The sequence below is a fragment of the Pseudonocardia sp. ICBG601 genome (genome assembly GCF_020496245.1).
In genome coordinates, this window is record NZ_JAHLJA010000148.1 from 3,229,943 (window position 1) to 3,248,232 (window position 18,290).

14 protein-coding genes are annotated in these 18,290 nt (G+C 74.5%); 10 read left to right on the forward strand and 4 right to left on the reverse strand.

All coding sequences use genetic code 11. The features are described from left to right. Positions 1 to 192 precede the first annotated feature (192 nt). The gene (locus tag KPL57_RS44785; protein ID WP_226356435.1) at positions 193 to 1,083 is read left to right on the forward strand and encodes an ATP-grasp fold amidoligase family protein; all 891 of its coding nucleotides are present in this window, start codon (positions 193 to 195) and stop codon (positions 1,081 to 1,083) included. 1,408 nt (positions 1,084 to 2,491) lie between these two features. Here the strand turns inward: KPL57_RS44785 and KPL57_RS44790 are convergent. Next, positions 2,492 to 3,922, reverse strand: a complete 1,431-nt coding sequence (locus KPL57_RS44790; RefSeq protein ID WP_226356436.1) for a lipopolysaccharide biosynthesis protein — start codon at positions 3,920 to 3,922, stop codon at positions 2,492 to 2,494. Positions 3,923 to 4,141: 219 nt separating this feature from the next. Between KPL57_RS44790 and KPL57_RS44795 the strand changes: the two genes are divergently transcribed. Then, on the forward strand, positions 4,142 to 5,377 hold the full coding sequence (locus KPL57_RS44795; RefSeq protein ID WP_226356437.1) for an FAD-dependent monooxygenase: 1,236 nt from the start codon (positions 4,142 to 4,144) through the stop codon (positions 5,375 to 5,377). A 133-nt stretch (positions 5,378 to 5,510) separates the two neighbouring features. Continuing rightward, positions 5,511 to 6,764: an FAD-dependent monooxygenase gene (locus KPL57_RS44800; RefSeq protein ID WP_226356438.1), complete on the forward strand. Its 1,254-nt coding sequence runs from the start codon at positions 5,511 to 5,513 to the stop codon at positions 6,762 to 6,764. Positions 6,765 to 6,786: 22 nt separating this feature from the next. Here the strand turns inward: KPL57_RS44800 and KPL57_RS44805 are convergent, their stop codons facing one another. Continuing rightward, positions 6,787 to 8,280, reverse strand: a complete 1,494-nt coding sequence (locus tag KPL57_RS44805; protein ID WP_264199377.1) for an amino acid permease — start codon at positions 8,278 to 8,280, stop codon at positions 6,787 to 6,789. Positions 8,281 to 8,495: 215 nt separating this feature from the next. Here KPL57_RS44805 and KPL57_RS44810 point away from each other — a divergent pair, with 215 nt between their 5' ends. The 4 genes from KPL57_RS44810 to KPL57_RS44825 are packed head-to-tail and all read left to right on the forward strand — an operon-like array spanning position 8,496 to position 11,389. Further along, on the forward strand, positions 8,496 to 9,446 hold the full coding sequence (locus KPL57_RS44810; RefSeq protein WP_226356440.1) for a hypothetical protein: 951 nt from the start codon (positions 8,496 to 8,498) through the stop codon (positions 9,444 to 9,446). A gap of 55 nt (positions 9,447 to 9,501) precedes the next feature. Next, a complete protein-coding gene (locus KPL57_RS44815) occupies positions 9,502 to 10,431 on the forward strand; it encodes a cation diffusion facilitator family transporter (protein ID WP_226356441.1) in 930 nt (309 codons plus the stop codon). Between the two features lie 38 nt (positions 10,432 to 10,469). Continuing rightward, on the forward strand, positions 10,470 to 10,619 hold the full coding sequence (locus KPL57_RS44820; RefSeq protein ID WP_226356442.1) for a hypothetical protein: 150 nt from the start codon (positions 10,470 to 10,472) through the stop codon (positions 10,617 to 10,619). Continuing rightward, the gene (locus KPL57_RS44825; protein WP_226356443.1) at positions 10,616 to 11,389 is read left to right on the forward strand and encodes an alpha/beta fold hydrolase; all 774 of its coding nucleotides are present in this window, start codon (positions 10,616 to 10,618) and stop codon (positions 11,387 to 11,389) included. Before KPL57_RS44820 ends, KPL57_RS44825 begins: the two co-directional genes overlap by 4 nt. A gap of 25 nt (positions 11,390 to 11,414) precedes the next feature. On the opposite strand, the gene KPL57_RS44830 is transcribed toward KPL57_RS44825, so the two are convergent. Continuing rightward, the gene (locus tag KPL57_RS44830; protein ID WP_226356444.1) at positions 11,415 to 14,912 is read right to left on the reverse strand and encodes an ABC transporter ATP-binding protein; all 3,498 of its coding nucleotides are present in this window, start codon (positions 14,910 to 14,912) and stop codon (positions 11,415 to 11,417) included. A gap of 240 nt (positions 14,913 to 15,152) precedes the next feature. On the opposite strand from KPL57_RS44830, the gene KPL57_RS44835 reads away from it, so the two are divergent. Beyond that, a complete protein-coding gene (locus KPL57_RS44835; protein ID WP_226356445.1) occupies positions 15,153 to 15,722 on the forward strand; it encodes a CHRD domain-containing protein in 570 nt (189 codons plus the stop codon). Positions 15,723 to 15,727: 5 nt separating this feature from the next. On the opposite strand, the gene KPL57_RS44840 is transcribed toward KPL57_RS44835, so the two are convergent. After that, the gene (locus KPL57_RS44840) at positions 15,728 to 16,441 is read right to left on the reverse strand and encodes a helix-turn-helix domain-containing protein (RefSeq protein ID WP_226356446.1); all 714 of its coding nucleotides are present in this window, start codon (positions 16,439 to 16,441) and stop codon (positions 15,728 to 15,730) included. Between the two features lie 149 nt (positions 16,442 to 16,590). Here KPL57_RS44840 and KPL57_RS44845 point away from each other — a divergent pair, with 149 nt between their 5' ends. Together KPL57_RS44845 and KPL57_RS44850 are read left to right on the forward strand one after the other, a co-directional pair. Then, on the forward strand, positions 16,591 to 17,397 hold the full coding sequence (locus tag KPL57_RS44845) for an SDR family oxidoreductase (RefSeq protein WP_226356447.1): 807 nt from the start codon (positions 16,591 to 16,593) through the stop codon (positions 17,395 to 17,397). 47 nt (positions 17,398 to 17,444) lie between these two features. Continuing rightward, entirely contained in the window at positions 17,445 to 18,281 is an 837-nt protein-coding gene (locus KPL57_RS44850) for a mycofactocin-coupled SDR family oxidoreductase (protein WP_226356448.1), read from the forward strand. Positions 18,282 to 18,290: the final 9 nt, after the last annotated feature.

Genomic DNA, 18,290 nt, shown 5'->3' on the forward strand with positions numbered 1-18,290 from the left:
CGTAAGGGGTGACGCAGAGCATTCGGCACGCCCTCGACCGAGGCCCTGCTGCGGGCATTCCTCGCGAATGGCAACGAGCGTGCGCACTGTTGGTGACGTCCGTGCGGCATCCGGGGTTGCCCGGTGCGGCCGGGCCACCCGGTCCGGGGCCGGTGCGCCGGGTGGTGGGAGAGGGTCGCTATCGTCCGGAGAATGTCGTTCGACGCACGGGTGATGCTGTCCCGACGGCTCCGGTTCCTGCCGCACCGCGCCTTCGCGATGGCCCACCACGCCCTGTTCCAGGGGGAGCTGACGACGTTCCGGCGGCCGCGGACCTGGTCCCAGCTGCTCGCGAAGAAGAACCTCGACGACCAGCCCGAGCTGGTGCACGTCACCGCGGACAAGTACGCCGTCCGGGAGCACGTCGCCGAGCGGATCGGGGCCGAGCACCTCATCCCGCTCATCCAGGTGGTCGAGCGGCCCGAGGACCTCGACCTGGAGGCCCCCGCGGGTCCCTACGTCGTCAAGGGCACCCACGGCTGCGACATGACGATCCTGGTGCGCCACCCGGCCGCCGCTGATCACGCGAAGATCCGCTCGACGGTCGCCCGCTGGCTGCGCACCGACTTCTTCACCCACGGCTGGCGCGAGCGCCCCTACGAGGGGCTCACCCCGCGCGCCGTCGTCGAGGAGATGATCGGCGACGGCACCAAGCCGCCCGCCGACTACAAGTTCTTCGTCTTCCACGGCGAGCCCGCGATGGTCGTCATCGACCAGGACCGCTTCGTCGCCCACACCTCGACGATGCTGCACCCGGACTGGGTGCCGTTCCGGATCTCCGGGCGCTTCTCCCAGGCCGACGCGCTGCCGGAGAAGCCCGCGTCCTACGAGCGGATGCTGGAGATCGCCCGCGCGCTGGGCAAGGACTTCACCTTCGCCCGCGTCGACCTCTACGACGTCGACGGCCACGTCTACTTCGGCGAGATCACCCACAACCCGGGCGGCGGGCTCGTCCGGCTGCGGCCCCGCGCCTTCGACCGGGCGCTGGGGAACCTGTGGCGCAACGGGACCCCGATCCCGGAGAAGTTCATCCAGCGCTCCTGACCGGGCTCTCGGGTCCACCCGGGCTCTCGTACGGGCCCCGGACGTCGCCTCCACCGGAGCCTTCGCGCGTTTCCCCGGGGCGGTGCACCTCGGAGGGCCCGTGCACCCACCGGGCTCCGCGTGCGTCCGGGCTCGTGCACCCGCCGGGCGTGCACCGGTCGGGCCTCGCTTGCTCCCCGGCCTGTGCGTTTCACCGGGCGCGCACCCATCCGGCTCCACCCATGCGCCGAGTCCGCGCACCCACCGGGCGTGCACGGACCGGTCTCGTGCATGCACCCGGCTGGTCCGGTCACCGGGCTCGTCCACTCACCGGGCTCGCGCACTCACCGGGCTCCTGCACACCGGACGCCCGCACTCACCGGGTTCTCGCGCAGCCCCTCGTCCTGCCCCGCCCTCGCCGCTGCACACCCTCCGCCCCACCCGTCCGCCCCACCCGTCCGCCCCACGCCCGCCCACCTGTCCGCCGCGCCGAGCCCCGACGACCCCGTGGCGACCCGCCGCCGGCCGCGGCACCCCACGCGACGGTCGCCGTGCGTCGTCGCGGGTCGCCGCACCTCCACACCCCTTCGCGGGCAGTCACACCCTCTGCAACAGGTGTGGCTGCCCATGAAGGGGTGTGCCCCCTGCTCCGGTCCCCGAGGTGCTGTCGTGGCCGTCGTCGAGGCGGAGCCGGGATGTGAGCCGTGGAGAGCGTGCGACGACGGCGCCCGCGCCGATCGATCAGTACCTGAGCGTTGCCGACGCCTGGTCGGACAGCGCTCACGTACCGATCGACAGGTCTGTCGCGCACGTCGCCCGGCGGGGCGCTCCTCGGCGCGTGGGTGAGGACCGCCCTCGTCGGGCGGCGTGCGATTCCGCGGGGTGCGGACGACCCGGGCCGTCCGGCGGGGGCCCGGCCGCATCGCTGCAGCCGGCGAGGTCGCCCTCGCCCGGCCTGCCGCACCGCTGACGAGGTCGTCGCACCCCACGCGGCGGGTGCGACGACCTCGCGAGGGGTGCGACAGGACCGCCGGGCCGGGGACAGGTGCGTGCCCGGGAACCGGCGTGCCGTGCTGCGGCGCGGCCCGGCCTCGCGGCTGTGGTCGCCCGCGAGCAGAAGAAGCTGGTGGCCGTTGCCCCGGGTGGCCGGCGGACCGTGGGCCGGTCTGCCGCCCGGAAGCCCGGAGTTCGCTGGTCGAAGCCCAGGAAGCCCGGAGCTCAGTGGAACGGAGTCCCGAAAGCTGGAAGCGCGGGTGGTTCGGAGTCCCGGAAGCGGGAAGCTCGGGTGGCTTGGAGCCCCCGGAGCTCGGTGGACCGGAGCCTCCGGAAGTCCGGAGCTCAGTGGATCCGAGCCGGGACCTCCGGAGCCCCGCGGCTCCGAGCCCGAGCCCCCTGAGCCAGGGCGCGCCGGAGCCCGCTGTACCGCGGGTCAGTCGCGGACGCGGGGGAACTCGTGGGTCCGCGCCTCCGGCCCACCGATGGGCCGGGTGTCGTCGTCCCGGTCGAGGGGATCCGTGCCGTCCGGGGTGGTGACGCCGCCGTCGCCGGACGGGTGCGGCGGGACCGGCTGGCGCAGCCAGCGCACCACCGACGGCAGGAAGACGATCGCCAGGACCAGCTCACCCGCGAGCCACATCCAGCCGACGGCGTCGACCCCGAGCATCGGGGCGAACAGCGGGATCCCGCCGAGGACGATCGCGCAGTGCACGAGCTGCTGAACGGCCAGGGGGAAGGTGCGGTTCGCGAGACGGGACTTCGTCATCCACATCGTCACGATCACGCGCGGGAACATCGAGGCCATCAGCAGCTGCAGCAGCGTCGTGGAGTTCTCGACGTACTGCGGCCCGTAGAACCACAGCAGCAGCGGCGCGGCCAGCGCGATGACCAGCGACGCGGGCCACACCAGCAGGCAGATCCGCCGCAGCACCGCCCGGGCGAACACGTGCGCGTGCGCCGGGTTCCGGGAGCCCTCCACGACCAGTGCCGAGGTGATCGCCATCGACAGCATGCTCATGGCGAGGAAGACCGTCTGGGCCGGCAGCAGGTAGGCACTGGCCGCCTGGCTGATCGTCATGACCACCAGCACCGGCAGGAACGACGACATGGCCTGGTTGAACACCTGGCCCAGGTAGTCGCCGCCCATGTAGCGGGCGAGCGTGGCGCGGTCCGGGGCGCCCGCGTCGTCGCGGTCCGCGGTCTCGGCGGTGTGCCGGGGGAGCAGCCGCCGGGAGATCAGGAGGGTGAACGGCACCAGCAGGGCGATGACCGGTGCGCTCCAGGAGGTGAACACGCCGTCGGACACCGAGGTGAACGCGACGACCACGAGCAGCCCGAGCTTCACGACGCCGTAGACGCCGTTCTCCAGCACCACCCACATCGCCGAGCGCAGCCCGGTGAGGACCTGGTCCTGCAGGTTGAAGAGGGACCACGCGGCGGTCGAGACCACGAACCACGCGGCGAAGCCGGGGGAGACGTGCAGCGGGTCCCCGGGGGCGTAGGCGAAGTGGCAGTAGGTCATGACCGCGGCCGAGCCGACGACGGCCATCGCGGCGCTGATCCCGTACGCGAGCCGCACCAGCGACCGCGAGTCGCGTCCGGCCGTCGGGAGGAAGCGGATGAGGGCCTGACCGAAGTTCAGCGAGGTCAGGACCGAGATCAGCATCATCAGGTTGACCATGGCGTTGCCACGGCCGACGTCCTCGGTGCTGAACACGCGCGCGGCGAAGACCCAGTAGAGCAACCCGAAGCCGGAGTTGACGACGGTGTTGAGCATCAGGGCGTACGCGTTGCGGTAGAGCGGGTTGCCCATCTCGCGGCGGACCGAGCGGACCCGGCCGGCGACCATCTCCCCGACGCTCATCGCGCGCACCACCGGACGGCGGCGCGGCAGGTCCCGCTGAGTGCGTGCACACCACCACGCTAACCAGGGGTCGACCACCCGGGTGCCCGGGGGAGGGGCGCCGGACGGCCCGTCACCGGCCGGGTCGGACACCGCGGACATACACACCCCGTCGCGCTCCGCAACCCCTGCGCTACGGTTCATTTCTTCCGGTGACCTGATGAACCGAAGGGGGTCTGCGTGCGTATCGCCTGCGCAGGAGGTGGGCCGGCCGGTCTGTACCTGGCGGTCCTCGCCAGGCTCCGGTCCGGTGGACGCGACGAGGTCGTCGTGCACGAACGCAACGAGGCGGGGCGGACCCACGGGTTCGCCGTCACCTACGGCGAGGACATGCTCGACGACGCGTTCCGCAACGACCCCGAGGGCGGTGAGGCCCTGCGTCGCGCGTCGCGGCTGTGGAACGCCCAGGAGATCCGGGTCGCCGACCACCGCCCGGTGCACGTCGGCGGCAAGTACGGCTACGCGATCGCCCGCGTCGACCTGCTCGACGTGCTGGCGCGCCGGGCCGAGCAGCTGGGCGTGAAGATCGAGTACGGCTCCCCGGTCGACCGTGCGGACCTCGACGCCGACCTGGTCGTCGCCTCCGACGGCGTCGGCAGCCGGATCCGCACCGCGCGCGCCGAGCACTTCGGCACCACCGTCGACGAGGGGACGAACCCCTACGTCTGGCTCGGCGCCGACAGCGACTCCGACACCTTCGTCTGGGACTTCCAGCCGACCGACGCGGGCTGGATGTGGATCCACCTCTACCCGTCGTCGAACGGGGTCAGCACCTGCATCGTCGAGTGCGAGCCCGACACCTGGGAGGCGCTGGGCCTGGACCACATGTCCGGGGCCGAGGCCGTCCGGCTCGTCGAGTCGGTCTTCCACCGCACGCTGGCCGGGCGCCGGCTCATCGAGCCCCTCGGCGGGCTCGGGGACAAGCCCTGGCTGCGCTTCCGCGAGGTCCGCAACCGGACCTGGCGCGACGGCGACCTCGTGCTGGCCGGCGACGCCGCGCACACCACGCACTTCGGGATCGGCTCGGGCACCGTGCTGGCCATGCAGGACTCGATGGGTCTGGTCGACGCCCTCTACGGCGTCGCGGGCCAGACGGCCGCGGCCGACCTGACCTGCCCGAACGGCCGCGGCGCCGCACTGTCGGCCTACGACGCCCGCCGGCGCGCGGAGATCGGCCCGATCCAGGACGCCGCCCGCCGCAACATGCAGTGGTTCGAGCAGGCCGGACGCCAGCTCGAGCAGGTCACCGACCCCGTCGAGTTCGCCTGGTCGCTCACCGACCGCCGGGGCGACATGGGCCGCATCCACCGCACCCTGCACCGCGCCACCCAGGTGCCCGCGCTGCGTCAGGTGCGGCGCGGTCTGACCACCGCCCGCCGCGTCCGGCGGTCGGCCCTGCGCGGTCGGCAGAGCTGAGTTCCGCCGCGAAACCGCTCGCCGACGGCATGCGCACCGTCACCGATCGTGGCCGGACCCGGTGTCCACACAGGTCCGCCACGTTCGTAGGGTCGTTGCGTCCCAGATCGATGACATCCGATGGAGGTCCGGTGTGAAGATCGTGGTCGTCGGTGGTGGACCGGCCGGTCTGTACTTCTCGATCCTGGCCCGGCTCCGGTCGGGCGGGCAGGACGAGATCGTCCTCGCGGAGCGCAACGCGCCCGGCACGGCCTCCGGCTTCGCGGTCACGCTCGGTGAGGACATCCTCGACGAGCTCTTCCGCACCGACCCCCTCGGCGCCGAGAAGGTGCGGGCCGCGGCGCACGTGTGGGACTCCCAGGTCGTGGAGGTCTCCGGGCGTCCGGTGCATCTCGGTGGCCGCTACGGCTACTCCATCGGCCGCGCGCGGCTGCTGGAGGTGCTGGCAGAGCGGGCCCGCCAGGTCGGCGTGAAGCTGATGTTCGACACGGCCGTCGCCGCGGACGGTGACACCGCGAACGACCCGCTGACCGCCGACGCGGACGTCGTCGTCGCCGCCGACGGGGTCGGGTCCGCGATCCGCGCCGCCCGGGCCGACGTCTTCGGCACGCGGGTCGCCCACGGCTCCAACCGCTACGTCTGGTTCGGCACGAGCAAGCCGTTCCGCCCGTTCACCTTCGCGTTCGAGAAGACCCACGCCGGCTGGATCTGGTTCCACGCCTACCCCGCGGCGGACTGCGTGAGCACCTGCATCGTGGAGTGCACGCCGGAGACCTGGACGGGCCTGGGGCTGGACACGATGGCGCCCGACGAGGCCATGCGGATGCTCGAGGGCGTCTTCGCCCGCTCGCTCGACGGGCACTCGCTGATCGCCCCGCCCGGCATGGGGTCCTCGCCGTGGCTGCAGTTCCGCGAGGTCCGGAACATGTCCTGGCGCGACGGCAACGTCGTCCTCGCCGGCGACGCGGCCCACACCACGCACTTCGCCATCGGCTCGGGCACCGTGCTCGCCGTCGCCGACTCGATCGCGCTGGCCGAGGAGCTCTACCCGCGCGGCACCCGCGGCACCGACGACGTCGAGGCCGCCCTCGCCGGGTACGACGCGCGTCGCCGCGCCGCGATGGCGCCCATCCAGCGGATGGCCCGGGCGAGCATGGAGTGGTTCGAGACCGTCCCCGAGCGCCTCGAGGGTGCCGACGACGCGCTGGCCTTCTCCTGGTCGCTGCTCGACCGCCGGCAGGACCAGGGCCGGCTCAACGAGCGTCTGCACCGTGCGACGCAGGTCGAGCCGGTCCGTCAGGTCCGCCGCAGGCTGACCGCGGCCCGCCGGGTCCGCCGGGCGCTGGCCCGCGGGGAGATCACCCCCCGCGAGGCCCTGCAGCGCTGACCCGTGGCCCGGCGGGGCCGGCTCAGTCCCGGTCCCGCCCGGCCCCGGAGCCCTCCCGCTCCTCGCGCGCGAGGAAGGAGTGCTTGCGCCCGTAGACGGCGTAGACCACCAGGCCGAGCAGCAGCCAGCCGACGAACCGGATCCACGTGTCCAGGTTCAGGTTCAGCATCAGGTAGAGGCACGCGATCGCGGTGATCGCCGGCACCACCGGAGAGAACGGCACCTTGAACGGCCGGTCGAGGTCGGGGCGGGTCCGGCGCAGCACCGGCACCGCGATCGCCACGATGATCATCGCCGAGAGCGCGCCGATCGACACCATGTCGGCCAGTGCGGTGATCGGGGTGAACGCCGCGATCACCGCGCAGACGACACCACCGATGATCGTCATGCGGTGCGGGGTGCCCCACTTCGGGTGCGCGGTGCCGATGGCCTTCGGCAGCAGACCGTCGCGACCCATCGCGAAGCCGATCCGGCCGATCGTCACGAGCTCCACCATCATCACCGAGGTCAGCCCGGTGACCGCGCCGAGCGCGATCAGCGCGCCCACCCACGGCAGCCCGACGCCGGCGAACGCCGACGCCAGCGGGGCGCCGGTGTCGATCTCGGTGTAGGGGACCATCCCGGTGAGCACGATCGAGACGCCCACGTAGAGCACCGCGCAGATGGCGAGCGCGCCGAGCAGACCGATCTTCAGGTCGCGGTTGGGACGCTTCGCCTCCTCACCGAGGTTGGCCAGCGCCTCGAACCCGGTGTAGGCGAAGAAGACCACCGCGGCCGCGGTGAGCATGCCGCCGACGCCGAACACGGTCGGCGCGAGCCCGAACACCCCGGAGATGATCGGCTGGGTGAACACCGAGCCGCCGCCCTCGGGCGCCTGCGCCGGCGGGATGAACGGCTGCAGGTTGGCCGGGTCGATGTAGAACACGCCCACGGCCAGGATCAGCACGCAGACCGCGAGCTTCACCAGGACCAGCAGGTTCGTCAGCCGCGCCGACTGCTGGATGCCCGCGACCGCGACGACGGTCAGCACCGCGATGATCAGCACCGCGCCGACGTTGACCGTCGCGTCCTCCCCGAACCACGCCGTCGGCAGCCCGAACAGCGACGCCAGGTAGCCCGACCAGCTGCGCGAGACGACGGCGAGGCCGAGGCCGAACTCCAGCAGCAGGTCCCAGCCGATGATCCAGGCGAAGACCTCGCCGAGGGTGGCGAAGGCGTAGGTGTAGGCCGAGCCCGCCGTCGGGACCGAGGAGGCCAGTTCGGCGTAGCAGACGGCGGCGAGCCCGGCGACGACCGCGCCGATCAGGAACGACAGCGTGACCGCGGGCCCCGCGTGCTGCTGGGCCTCGACCCCGGCCAGGGTGAAGATTCCGGTACCGATGATGATGCCGACACCGAACCCGACCAGGTCACGGGCCTTGAGCGTGCGCTTGAGCGGCGTGCCCTGCCCGTCGCCGCCGCCGTCCTCGGACCCGTCACCGGATCTGCTCCGGGCCAGGATCCGTTCCACCGGCATCGTGCGCGTCCAGCCCACTCCGCCACCCCCACTCGTCGTCGGTCGATCGATCGTTGCGGCACGGTATGTCGGCGACGGGGTGCGGTGCCGGGCGGGGCGCGCGCAGCATCCTGAAAATCCTGTGTGAACCCTCCGTCCTCCCTGTCCGGATCGGAGTTCGGTGGTGCACCATCGAAGGCGGGACGGCCGTCCGGCCGTCCCCGACCGGAGGGGCCGTGTCCGGACCAGCGCCACGCCGTCGACGGTTCTCCCGCGCCCGCGTGGTGACCGCCGTGGCCGTCGCGGTGGCGGTCGCGGTGCCCGCGCTGTGGGGGGCCGGTGTCACCTCCGCCGGCCCGGTGGCGCGCCCCGCGCACCACCAGAGCGCCCCGGCGGACCCCGACGAGGACGGCGACGACGGTGGCGGCGCTCCCGGGCCGGGCACCCTGCGCGAGCTGCTCGCGGCGATGACCGGCTCCGCCGTCGCCGACCCGCTCGACCTCGCCCCCGGCTCGCTGCTCGTCGACCGGGAGGGCGAGGACGGCCTCACCCTGTCCTGGGCGCTGCTCGACACCGACGACGGCCGGTGGACCGGCTCGGCCGACGCCGCGACCGGCCGCTCCGAGGCCGAGTCCACGATCAAGGCGTGGCTGGCGGCGGACACCCTGCGCGCCGCCGCACAGGCGGGCCGGCCGGTGCCGGACACCCTGCGTGCTGACATCTCCGCCGCCGTGCGCGCCTCCGACGACGACGCCGCCGAACGGCTCTACCGCGCCCTCGGCGGGGACGCGAGCACCGCGCGGCTGGAGCCGGAGTGCGGGGTGGAGGTGTCGACGTCGCGGCCGGGGTGGTGGTCCTACACCCGGGTCACCGCGCTCGACGCGGCCCGGATCCTGGCCTGCGTGCGCGACCGCGCGCCGGAGTGGCCGGGTGGGGACGCCCTGCTCGCCGACCTCGACGCCGTCACCCCCGACGGCCGTTCCGGCGTCCGCCCCGCGCTGCCCGGGGTCGTCGCGGAGAAGAACGGCTGGACCCTGCACGGTGCCGACGGGTGGAACGTGCACTGCGTCCTGGCCTGGGAGGACCGGGCCCTCGCGGTGCTCACCACCTACCCCGCCGAGCGGGGCGTCGAGTACGGCTGGACGGTGTGCCGCGACGTCGCCGGGGACGTGCTGTCCGTCTCCTGACCCACCACCCGTCGCGGGTTCTCGTATGCGAATACGTGCATGTATGGTGACCGGCATGGGTCACGGACACGGTCACGGAGGCGGCTCGGGGCACGGGCACGCCGGGGCGGGCACCGACCGCCGCCGGCTGGCGACGGCGCTGGGCGTCACGCTGGTCACGGCGGTGCTCGGTGCGGCGGGTGCGGTGTACACCGGCTCGCTGGCGCTGCTCGCCGACCTCGGGCACCTGCTGACCGACGCGGGTGCGCTGGTCGCCGCCCTCATCGCCAGCGTGCTCGCCGCCCGCCCGGCGACGACGTCGCGGACCTACGGGATGGGCCGGGCCGAGGTGCTCGTCGCCGCCCTGAACGCGCTCACCCTCGTCGCGGTCGTGGTGTGGGTCGGGGTGGAGGCGGTGCAGCGGCTGTTCGAGCCGGCCGAGATCCCGGGCCTGCCGCTGCTGGTCATCGGTGTGCTCGGCCTGCTCGGGAACCTGGTGTCGCTCGCCGTCCTGGCCGGCGGCGACCGCGGCAACATGAACATGCGCGGGGCCATGCTGCACGTCCTCGGCGACGCGCTCGGCTCGGTCGGTGTGCTCGCCGCCGCCGTCGTGCTGATGACGACCGGCTGGCCCTACGCCGACACCATCGCCTCGCTGTTCATCGTCGCGCTGATCCTCCCGCGCGCGGTGTCGCTGCTGCGCGAGGCCGCACACGTCCTGCTGGAGGGCGCGCCCAAGGGCATCGACGCCCAGGACGTCAAGGCGGCGCTGCTGGCCGTCGAGGGCGTCGCCGACGTCCACGACCTGCACGTGTGGGCGATCAACGACCGCACCCCCGCGATGTCGGCGCACGTCGTCGTCGACGAGGAGGTCTCCGCGCACTGCGGGGACTCCTCGGTGCTCGACCGTGCCGGGCACGTGCTGCGCGAGCGGTTCGGGCTCGACCACTCCACCCTGCAGGTCGAGCACGCCGCGCACACCGGGCACGAGAACCACTGCGGCTGAGCCGCGGTGATCCACAGCCGCCCGGGGTGGTCCATGGCATGGCGCACCTGTTCAGCCCGTACACGTTCCACGGGATCGCGACGCCGATGACCCTGTCCCGCTCGCGCGACGACCACGCCCGGTGGCTGCGGAACATGCGCGGCCACACCCCGGGCGTCGGCCGGCCCGAGCCGCGGGCGTCCCGGTGAGCGTGCGGGCCGTCGCACCGGACGGGACCGGGATCGGGTTCGACGTCCGGGGGAGTGGCGAGCCGCTGGTCCTGCTGGCCGGGCAGGCCAACGCGCGGCACTGGTGGAGCACCGTGCGCGAGGGCCTCGCCGGGTACCGCACCGTCGCCGTCGACACCGCCGGCACCGGGACCAGCGACGACGCGGCCGACCACGACTGGAGCACCCGCCGCTTCGCCCGCGACGTCGTCGCCGTCCTCGACGCGGCCGGGATCGCTCGCGCCCACGTCTACGGGACGTCGATGGGCGGCCGGGTCGCGCAGTGGGTGGCCGCCGACCACCCCGACCGGGTCGGCGCGCTGGTGCTCGGCTGCACCACCGCGGGCGGACCCGGCACCGTCGCCCCCGACCCGGAGGTGCCGCGCCGCCTGGCCGACCCGGCGACCCACGACGGCGAGCTGCGCCGCCTCATGGCCGGCCCGCAGATCCCGGACCCGCTGCCCGTCCTCGGCGACGACACCATGAGTCCGGCGGCGCGGGCGGGCCACCGCCGCGCGAGCGCCCGGCACGACGCGTGGGACGCGGTCGCCACGATCACCGCCCCGACCCTGGTGCTGCACGGCGGCGACGACGAGCTCACCCCGCCCGACAACGGGTTCCGCCTCGCCCGGCGCATCCCCGGCGCCGAGCTCGTCGTGCTGCCCGGGGCCCGGCACGCCTACTTCCTGGAGCGGCGCGCGACCGACGAGGTGCTGACGTTCCTCGCCCGGCACCCGCTCCCGCCCGGCTGAGCAGACCGGACCAGCGGTGCCGGGCTCAGCCCGCCAGGTGCGACCAGCGCACCGACAGCTCGTCCCAGGTGCCCTCGTCGGCGACCCGCCCGCGGTCCAGCACGACCACCCGGTCCGCCCGGGCCAGCGCCGCCCGCTTCGTGCTCGCGCCGACCACGGTGCTGCCGCGGCGGCGCAGCGCCGCCCACAGCTCGATCTCGGTGCGGACGTCCAGCGCGGACGACACGTCGTCGGCGACGATGAGCTCGGCGCCGGTCGCCAGCGCCCGGGCCATCGCGACCCGCTGCACCTGCCCGCCGGACAGCCGGATGCCCCGGTGCCCGACGACGGCGTCCGGCCCGCCCGCCGCGGCCACGTCCCGGTCGAGGCGGGCGTCGCCGACCGCGTCCTGCACCGGCCGGTCGTGCCCGAGGGCGATGTTGTCGCCGAACGTGCCCGAGAGCACCCGGGGGACCTGCCCGACGTAGGCGACCTGCCCGGGACGCAGGAACGTCTGCGGATCCTCGACCGCGCGCCCGTTCCAGCGGATGACGCCCTCGTGCCCGACCAGCCCGGCCAGGCCCGCGAGCAGGCTGGACTTGCCCGACCCCACCTGGCCGGTGACCAGCACCAGCGAGCCCGCGTCGATGTCGAGGTCCACACCCTCGACGCCGACGGTGCCGTCGTCGTGCACGGCGGCGACCTTCTCCAGGCTCAGCCGCTGCAGCGGCTCGCGCTCCACCGGCTCCGGGGCCGGCGCGGCCCCGGTGGCCAGGTCGACCCCCGGCGGCAGCCGGGTCAGGTCCGCCGGACCCGCGAACGGGGCGACGGCACGCAGCCAGCGCCGCGCGATCGGGGCCTCGGTGACCGCGGCCGCGCACACCTGCCCGAGGAACCCGGCCCCGTTCAGCGTGGTCGACACCAGCAGCGCCGTCGCCAGCGGCCAGGTCCCGGCCAGGTACAGCGACCAGGTGAGCACCACCGCGCCCTGCAGCAGCACACCGGGGACACCGTCGAGCAGGGTGCGCACCCGGTACTCACGGACCGTGGCCCGGACCCGGTCACCGTCGACGGCGGCGAGGTGGGCCCGCAGCGCTCCGGTCGCGGCGGCGAGCTTCACCGTGCGCACCGACTCCAGGACCGATCCCAGCGCGGTGCCGAACCGGGCCCGGGCGTCCGCCGCGATCCGCCCGGAGCGTCCCGCGAACGGCGCCCCGATCGCCGCGACGCCCGCGCAGACCAGCAGGAACCCGCCGATGACGGCGGCCGCGCGCACGTCGGCCGCCACCAGCCCGGCCACCACGACGACGATCACCGAGTTGGTGACGTCGACCCAGCGGTCCACGTAGAGGATCATCCGGTCCGAGTCCAGCGCCCGCGCCACGACCTCGCCCGCGGGGGAGCGCGGACCACGCCGCTGCATGGTCTGCCCGCGCAGCACCCCGAGCCGCAGCCGCAGCGTCGTCGCCGACCACCAGCGCGGGTAGGTGCGGAACGCGACGGCGATCCACACCGGGAACAGCATCAGCACCACCGTCAGCGCGACGGCGGGCCCCCATGGCGTGCCGCCGCCCTCCAGCCCCGCGACGACGAGCCCCCACAGCCAGCCGGTGAGCACACCGGTGGCCGAGCCCAGGGTGGCGAGGGTGAACATCGACCCGCCGGCCAGCCCCCAGCGCGGGTGGGCCAGCGCCAGCCGCAGCACGACCCGCCACAACGGGGGAGCGGGCACCGGGTCCGCGGGCGGCACCGCGCGCCGGACCGCCCGGTGCAGCAGCGGTGACTCCGGCTCGGCGAGGGCCACCGCACCGTCGCGCTGCGGCGCCGTGCGCCCGGTGCCGGCCGCTCCGGTGGTTCCCGGGGTGCCGGAGGGCAGGGACCGGTCGGCGGCGAGCAGGTCGGCGTAGCGGCCGGGTTCCGAGGCCAGCTGCTCACGCTCGCCGTGCTGGACCAGGCGGCCGTCGGACAGCACCGCGACGGCGTCGGCGCGGCGGATCGTCGAGAGCCGGTGCGCCACGACGATCCCGGTGCGGCCCGCGAGCAGCGCCCGCGACGCCCGGGTCACCCGCTCCTCGGTGCGCGGGTCCATCCGCGCGGTGGCCTCGTCCAGCACGACGACGGCGACGTCGCGCACCAGCAGCCGGGCGAACGCCACCAGCTGCTCCTCGCCGGAGGACAGCGCGATCCCGCCGGTGCCGAGGCGGGTGTCCAGGCCGTCGGGCAGGGCCTCGACCCACTCGTCGAGACCCAGCGCGGCCGTCGCGGCCTCGACCGCGCTGCGCGGGACCGCGGGGTCGAACAGCGTGACGTTCTCCGCGAGCGTCGCCGCCAGGATCTCGGTGCGCTGGGTGACCACGCCGACCCCGCGGCGCAGCCCGTCCAGGTCCAGGTCGCGCACGTCGACCCCGGCCAGGAACACCTGCCCGCGCGGCGGCTCCACGGCGCGCGAGAGCACCTTGGTGACCGTCGACTTCCCCGAGCCGGTACGGCCGAGCAGCGCGCACGTCGTCCCGGCCGGCACGGTCAGGTCGATCCCGCCCAGGCGGAACCCGTCGGCGTACCCGGCGGTCAGCCCGCGCAGCTCCACCGACGCGGGCCCCGGCGGCAGCGGACGGCCGCCCTCGGGCTCCCGCTCGGTCTCCAGCAGCGACGACACCCGGGTGAGCGCGCCCAGACCGGCCTGGATGTCGGGCATCCGGTCGACGACCGCGTCGATCTGCCCGACGAACGCGGTGACCAGCAGCCACAGCGTGACCAGCGCGGCGATCCCGCCCGGGTCGCCGGCGACCAGCCACACCCCGCCGAGCGCGAGCGCCCCGAGCAGCGCGTGCGCGACGGTGCCCGTCCGCAGCCCGAGCCGGGTCGCGATCCGGCACACCTCGTGGGTGCGCGCGACGACGGTCGCCGCCCGGCGGGCGAACCCGGCCACCACGTGCGGCTGGCCCAGCGAGGTGCGCACGTCGTCCTGCCCGGCGACCGCCTCCTCCAGCTGCGCCGCGTGGTCCGACCAGGCCGTCTCCTCGGCGACCTTGGCCCGCGCGATCTGCGGCGTCAACGGCCGCGCCACCAGCACGATCACGGCGGCGACCAGCGGGAACACGATGAACGCCGGCCAGAACACCAGCCCGGCCACGATCCACGCGACGACCGAGCGCAGCAGCGAGCGGCCGGTCTCCCAGCCGATCCGCCGGATGAGCTGGGCGAGCTGGCGGCAGTCGTCGTCGACCCGGTCGAGGAGCTCACCGACCGCCTGGTCCTCCAGTGCGGGCAGCGGCTGCGCCAGCGCGGACCCCACGAGGTCCGACCGCAGCCTGCCCTCCGCGCGCCCGACGACCCCGGAGAACAGGACGCGGCCCAGGGTGTCCAGCAGTGCGGCGCCCAGCAGCAGCGCGGCCAGCACGGCGACCAGGGTGGCCGTCGGCCCGCTCACCACCGCCCCCACCACGGTCGCCGCCGTCGCCTCCGCCACCGCGGCCACCACCGCGGCGCCCACCGCCACGACCGACACCGGTCCACCCAGCCGACGCCAGGACAGCGCGCGCACCCTCGACACCCCCGACGAGACCGCGCTACGGGATCTCCGGGCGCCGTCGGTGATCGACGGTAACCGCGACCCCTGACAGAATCGCCCGGTTTTCGGCGGCCCTGCCCCCGATCGCCCGGTCGAAACCGGCTCGGGTCGTGCCCCACCCGAAGCGGTCGACAACGCCGCGAGGGGGCGCGGCCGGGCCCCGGTGTCCGCATGCTTGCCCCGCAGCGACGCGTGGAGCACGAGGGGGAACCGATGGGACCGTGGTCGACCAGGTGGGCCGGGGGCGCGCTCTGCGCGGTGGCGGCACTGGCACTCACCGCATCACCGGCGCTGGCGGAGGACGCACCCGTACCGGAGCCCCCCACGTTCACCAGCACGCTCACCGCGACCCTGACCCCGGACGCGGTCCGCGCCGACGACGGCGCACCGGTGCCCGGCCAGCAGGGCGCGAGCGGGACGTTCACCCTGCGCCTGAACAGCCAGCAGAACATCGTCTGTTACGACATCCGGATGACCGGGGTCACCCCGCCGTTCAGCAGCCCCGCGCGGACCGCCACGCACCTGCAGGAGGGGCAGCCGAACGAGTCCGGCAACCCGCGGATGGTCTTCCCGGACCCGCAGGGCCCGCCCGGCGGCCCGATGACCAGCAAGGGCTGCCTGCAGGGGCCGTTCACCACCGGCGTGATCGTCGGCGGCGTCGACACCGGCACCGGGTTCACGGTCACGGACCTGGAGGCCAACCCGGCCGCCTGGTTCGTCGACACCCACACCGAGCAGTACCGGACCGGCGCGGTGCGCGGGCAGCTGTCCAAGAGCGGCTGACGGCCTCAGCCGGCGCCCCGCGCGGGCGCCGGCGCGGCCGCGGGCGGGCACAGTGCGGCGATGCTCCGCAGCCGGCCCCGCAGCACCGCGTTCTGGTCGAGCTGGGCGACGAGCAGACCCAGCACGTCGGCCGCCGCCTCGACGACGTCGAGCTCGGCGGGCAGCGGGGACCGCCCCGGCCGCGACACCAGGAACAGCACACCGCGTTCGCGGTCCGGCGCCCGCACCCGGACCGCGATGCCGTGTCCCGCGGAGCGGCCGTCGGGGAAGCCGGTCTCGGCCGGCACGAACAGCCGCGGCCCGGCCGCGTGCAGGACCGCCCGCACCTCCGGCGGCGGGGTACCGGCCGAGAGCCGCTCCACCAGCCACCGGGGCACCCCCGCGGTGCCGGCCAGCTGCCAGCGCCGGCCGTCGAGCAGGTACACCCCGGCGCACTCGGCGTCCAGGGTGCGGGCGAGCGGGCGCACCGCGTCGCGCACCACCGCCGCCGACGTCGCGTCGACCGCACCCGGCTCCGGTGGCGCCGGGTCCGGCTGCGGGACGTCCGGGACTGCGACGCCCAGATAGCGCTCCAGCTGCTCGGCGGAGTAGCGCCGGTGACCGCCCGGCGTGCGGGACGGGACCAGCAGCGCCGCGCCCTCCGCGGCGAGCAGCGTCGTGCGGCTCACCCCCAGGATCCGGCAGGCCTCGCCGACCGAGAACCAACGACCCGTGTGCATGCGTCCCCCCGATCCCCCGGGAACCGTCCGGGAACGATTCGTCCGGTTCCCACCCGTGGTGTTACACCTCACAGACCGTGTCTGTCGACGACGACGCCCGGCGGAACCGTGCGGTTCCGGACGGTTCCGCACGGTTCGGGGAGGCCACGGTGGTGACGGATCTGGCCGGGCAGGTCGCGCTCGTCACCGGCGGTGCCCGCGGGCAGGGCCGGGAGCACTGCCTCGCCCTCGCCGCGGCCGGGGCGGTGGTCGGGGTGCTCGACGTGTGCCGGGACCTCGCCGTCCCCGCCTACCCGCTCGCCACCGAGGAGCAGCTGGCCGAGGTGGTCACCGCCGTCACCGACGCCGGCGGGCGGGCGCTGCCGCTGGTCGCCGACGTCCGCGACCCGGCGGCCGTTCGGGCGGCGGTCGCCGCGCTCGTCGGGGCCCACGGGCGGCTCGACATCGTGGTCAACAACGCCGGCGTCGTCACCAGCGCCCCCTTCTGGGAGCTCACCGACGCCGAGTGGGACGTCGTCGTCGGGGTCAACCTCACCGGGACCTGGCAGGTCGCCCGGGCCGCCGCCCCCCACGTCCGCCGGTCCGGGCGCGGCCGCATCGTCAACATCGCCTCGACCGGCGGGATGCGCGCCGTCCCCGAGTTCGCGCACTACGTGGCGGCCAAGCACGGCGTCGTCGGGCTGACCAGGGCGATGGCCATCGAGCTCGCCGGCTCCGGCGTCACCGTCAACGCGATCCTGCCCGGGGCGGTGGACTCCCCGATGCTCACCGGGCTCGCCGACGAGCTCGGGCTCGCCCCGGACCAGGTGCACAAGCGCTGGCTGCACGACCAGCTCGTCGCCGAGGTGATCGCGCCCGACGAGATCACCGGCGCACTGCTCTGGCTGCTGGGCGACAGCGCCCGGCACGTCACCGGCCACTGCCTGGCCGTCGACGGGGGAGCACTGGCCCGCTGAACGACACACGCACGACACGGACGCACGGTTCTCGACGAGGAGGAGCGATGGGACGGTTCGACGGCAAGGTGGTCCTGGTGACCGGAGGGGCCCGAGGGCAGGGCCGGTCGCACGCGCTGGCGTTCGCCCGGGAGGGCGCCGACATCGCGATCTGCGACATCGCCGACCAGCTGGACACGGTGCCCTACGCGATGAGCGCGCAGACCGACCTCGACCGGACGGTCGAGCTGGTCGAGGAGCTGGACCGGCGCTGCGTCGCGGTCCGGGCCGACGTGCGCGACCGCGTGCAGGTGGAGCAGTTCGCCGAGCGGGCCCGCGCCGAGCTGGGCCGCATCGACGTGCTGCTCGCCAACGCCGGGATCTTCTCCTTCGGCACGGTCGCCGAGATGTCCGAGGACATGTGGCAGCAGATGATCGCGGTCAACCTCACCGGGGTCTACCACGCGTTCCGCGCGGTGCTCCCGACGATGATCGAGCAGGGGTACGGGCGAATCGTCGCGACCTCGTCGATGGCGGGCAAGGTCGGCATGGGCAACATCGCCCACTACGTCGCGGCCAAGTGGGGCGTGATCGGCCTGGTCAAGTCGACCGCCATCGAGGTCGGCGGCAACGGGATCACCGTCAACGCCGTCTGCCCGACCTCGGTGGACACCGACATGATCCAGAACGCGGCGGCCTACGAGCTGTTCCTGCCCGACACCCCGCACCCCACCCGCGACGACGCGGCCCCGGCGTTCCAGTCGATGAACACCGTGCCCGTGCCCTGGGTCGAGGTCTCCGACATCTCGAACACCATGCTCTTCCTCGCCTCCGACGACGCCCGGTACATCACCGGGGAGACCGTCGCCGTGGCCGCGGGGATGAACACCGGCAACGCGGCCTGAGGAGGACGC

Excerpts from the sequence above, each read along its gene's own strand:
- KPL57_RS44785 (WP_226356435.1), top strand. The coding sequence starts at position 193 with ATGTCGTTCGACGCACGGGTGATGCTGTCCCGACGGCTCCGGTTCCTG.
- KPL57_RS44790 (WP_226356436.1), bottom strand. The coding sequence starts at position 3,922 with ATGAGCGTCGGGGAGATGGTCGCCGGCCGGGTCCGCTCGGTCCGCCGC.
- KPL57_RS44805 (WP_264199377.1), bottom strand. The coding sequence starts at position 8,280 with ATGCCGGTGGAACGGATCCTGGCCCGGAGCAGATCCGGTGACGGGTCC.
- KPL57_RS44815 (WP_226356441.1), top strand. The coding sequence starts at position 9,502 with ATGGGTCACGGACACGGTCACGGAGGCGGCTCGGGGCACGGGCACGCC.
- KPL57_RS44820 (WP_226356442.1), top strand. The coding sequence starts at position 10,470 with ATGGCGCACCTGTTCAGCCCGTACACGTTCCACGGGATCGCGACGCCG.
- KPL57_RS44835 (WP_226356445.1), top strand. The coding sequence starts at position 15,153 with ATGGGACCGTGGTCGACCAGGTGGGCCGGGGGCGCGCTCTGCGCGGTG.
- KPL57_RS44840 (WP_226356446.1), bottom strand. The coding sequence starts at position 16,441 with ATGCACACGGGTCGTTGGTTCTCGGTCGGCGAGGCCTGCCGGATCCTG.
- KPL57_RS44850 (WP_226356448.1), top strand. The coding sequence starts at position 17,445 with ATGGGACGGTTCGACGGCAAGGTGGTCCTGGTGACCGGAGGGGCCCGA.